Here is a 2,587-nt window from a genome sequence, read left to right as displayed (position 1 = left end):
GAATCGCCGGGAACAATTGAACGAAGAATACATCATTGGCAGCCGTCACCTTCGCTCCTTGTAGCCCGGAAATGAATCCGATCACAATCCCGCCGAACAATAGGTACAAACCGGAATTCAGAAAGACTTCATGGAGCACTCCTTTGGTGAAAATACCAGGCGCTTTGACGGCTCCTTGTGGTCTGGACGATTCCACAGTCCGAGCAGAGTTGGGTGCCGACTCTCGCGAGGTTTTTTTAGTTTCGTCGAGTTCGTCAAGTTCATCGATCTGGCCGTTCCAATCCAAGCGCTTCGCAGAAGGATCATACTCAGGCTCACCCGGCATATTCCCTAACGCATCCATCAAGCCGGTTGCCCGCATGCGAGCCACGAGCGCAAGGGCTACCAGACACCCAGGGATCTCCATGACGGCGAGCATGACCGGCATATAGGCTGCATAGGCGATATTGGAAGCCGTCAGGACGCCCAGACAGGTGACAAAGGTCCCTGCTGAATCAGAACCATAGTACCCGGCCACTGCCGCAGCATCGATTTGGCGAATATTCGTGAAACGGAGCACACAATATGCGGCGACTCCTATGAGCAAGTTCGTAACAAAGCCCAGCGCCATGAATCCACTCGCACGCCTAAGGTCCGCCGTAGAGAGCGCCGCCAACTCTTCACCGCCATGCCAGCCGATCGAAAGCAAGAGATAGATAATGAGACCCTTATAAACCGCGTAGGGAAACTCAAATGGAACTTTCAGCAGGGGGACCAGGAAGCCGAGATAAAAGAACAGCAGTAAGGGCTTGAAGAGGTTGTGAAGAAAGTTATCTACGAATTGTTCCAGCATGAGTCTCCCTCTCTTAACGACTAGAAGGGATGCCGCATTGTCTTCATTTGTTGTAGCGGCAAAGAGCAAATCGTGTTCCTCATCTACCAGTATAAGATGTACCTAAGAAATACCGTATAAATATGTCCCATGAAATTCCCACAAGCTCTTACAGTTGTGCATGGTCCTGCGCCTTGGCTGTGCGAAGGTGCGTAGGTGCACGGGGGACATGATGTGCTGCGCGGTTCGACCTTGTCTTGATCCGTCGCGTGACGGATGGCAAAGGGATATCCAATTCTTCGGGTTACTTTATTAATCGAGGCCAGTATTGAGGCCGTGCCGGGGATATAAGATTGGACGCCCGTCACTCCCCTTAAGGACTCTCTTGTCGAGGAAATCCAAAAGTTCAGTAGCGAGGGGCGACGAGGATCGTTAGACGGGCACATGTATCAGGCAGAAGAAGCCGATGCCGCCTGTGACTCCTATTCGCAAGGAAGAGCGCTACTGAAAAGGATGTTGGGCGGGCAGGCGCTCATTTTCTTCCATCCAGATGGCAGCTATAGTACGACGGATCAATGTGTTGTCGATTGCGTGATAGGCTCGAGCAATTTGATGACGAGTGTACTTCTTCCCCATTCCGGGTCAAGGTCTGGCACCATGTTTTGAATCTTCACGCCGTGGCTTGCTCCATTCGTTTCTGTAGGACGTGCTGACATGAGTCGAATAGGGTACGATGAAATCGGCGAAGAAGTTCGTGGCCTTCAGGCGACCTGCCGAGTTCCTTCTCCGCAGGAATGGACGCGCTTCTTACTGAGGTGACGTAGATCAGCTCGTCGTACACAGAGACTCGCACATGCGAATAGGCAGACTTCATGAATTCGGTCTGAAAATCTAAGACCGTGAGCATGGCTGCATACTCGATCTCCGCTTTATTAATGACAGCGCCCGCCATGATTAATCTCCCATCTGTGCGTCCGGAGCGAATCCAACGTCCAGTATGGAGACCTTTCATGTGTCCTGCTGAAAGCGATCACGATTAAATGTCTGTTGCTCTGACGAAAGATAGGGCGTGTGGGTACTGAAGCCTGAGCAAGAAGGCCGTGTCTATGACAGGGAGAGAGGCCATGTTCTTTGTTGCTAAGGCATTCATCCGTCTACCTTTTAGAGGTGGGACGCGCGGGACAGTCTGGTGGGACTCTCGCGCCCACCAGACTGTCCTGCCTACTAATAGGCTTTACTGAATCCCGCCTCACCGTCGTAATTCCAGAGCTTCTGCGCCGCGGACCACTCCCATTTCTTGCTAAGCTGGACCAGGAACTCGCCGACTTCTGCATCCTTGATGTCTTTCGTGGCCATAAAACGGCACCGGTACCAATTGACCATCAAGAGATCCGGACTGACGAAGCCCGGCCATACCTTAGTGCCACGGTTGGAGATGAATTCGCATCTGAACGGTCCGAATTCGCCGTCGGTGAATTCGGGAATCCCTTTGTCCGTGATGATGTATAGGTCAGCGCCCACCAACTTGATACTTTTCTTCTTCTTCGTCGCAATCGCGGTTTGTGTATATGTCGGCATCAGCTTCCTCCCTACTTCCTCGCGGCGTTCATCTTGTCGATGATCGCCTGCGCGTATTCGTCGGTCTTGGCCGTTCCACCTATGTCGTAGGTCACTTTCTTGCCTTCCGCCAGGACCTCATACATGGCCTTCTCAATGCGGTCCGCCACCTCCTTCTCTTTCAACCAGCGCAACATCATCACACCGGATACCAGTACG

General features: G+C 52.4%; 4 protein-coding genes. All 4 read right to left on the bottom strand.

The features are described from left to right. Positions 1 to 832 (bottom strand): sodium-dependent bicarbonate transport family permease (locus tag ACOSYY_RS17425; protein WP_421664096.1); only part of this gene is annotated, 832 nt, incomplete at its 3' end. 649 nt (positions 833 to 1,481) lie between these two features. Then, on the bottom strand, positions 1,482 to 1,763 hold the full coding sequence (locus tag ACOSYY_RS17420) for a Na-translocating system protein MpsC family protein (protein ID WP_421664094.1): 282 nt from the start codon (positions 1,761 to 1,763) through the stop codon (positions 1,482 to 1,484). 272 nt (positions 1,764 to 2,035) lie between these two features. Then, positions 2,036 to 2,389 (bottom strand): hypothetical protein, encoded by a 354-nt coding sequence (locus ACOSYY_RS17415; protein ID WP_421664092.1) that lies wholly within the window; start codon positions 2,387 to 2,389, stop codon positions 2,036 to 2,038. A gap of 11 nt (positions 2,390 to 2,400) precedes the next feature. Continuing rightward, the coding region (locus ACOSYY_RS17410) for an isocitrate/isopropylmalate family dehydrogenase (RefSeq protein ID WP_421664091.1) at positions 2,401 to 2,587 on the bottom strand (187 nt) is incomplete at its 5' end.

Source organism: Nitrospira sp. BLG_2 (genome assembly GCF_049222245.1).
Note: the sequence above shows the minus strand (reverse complement) of the source record. Positions and strands in the feature narration are given on the sequence as shown.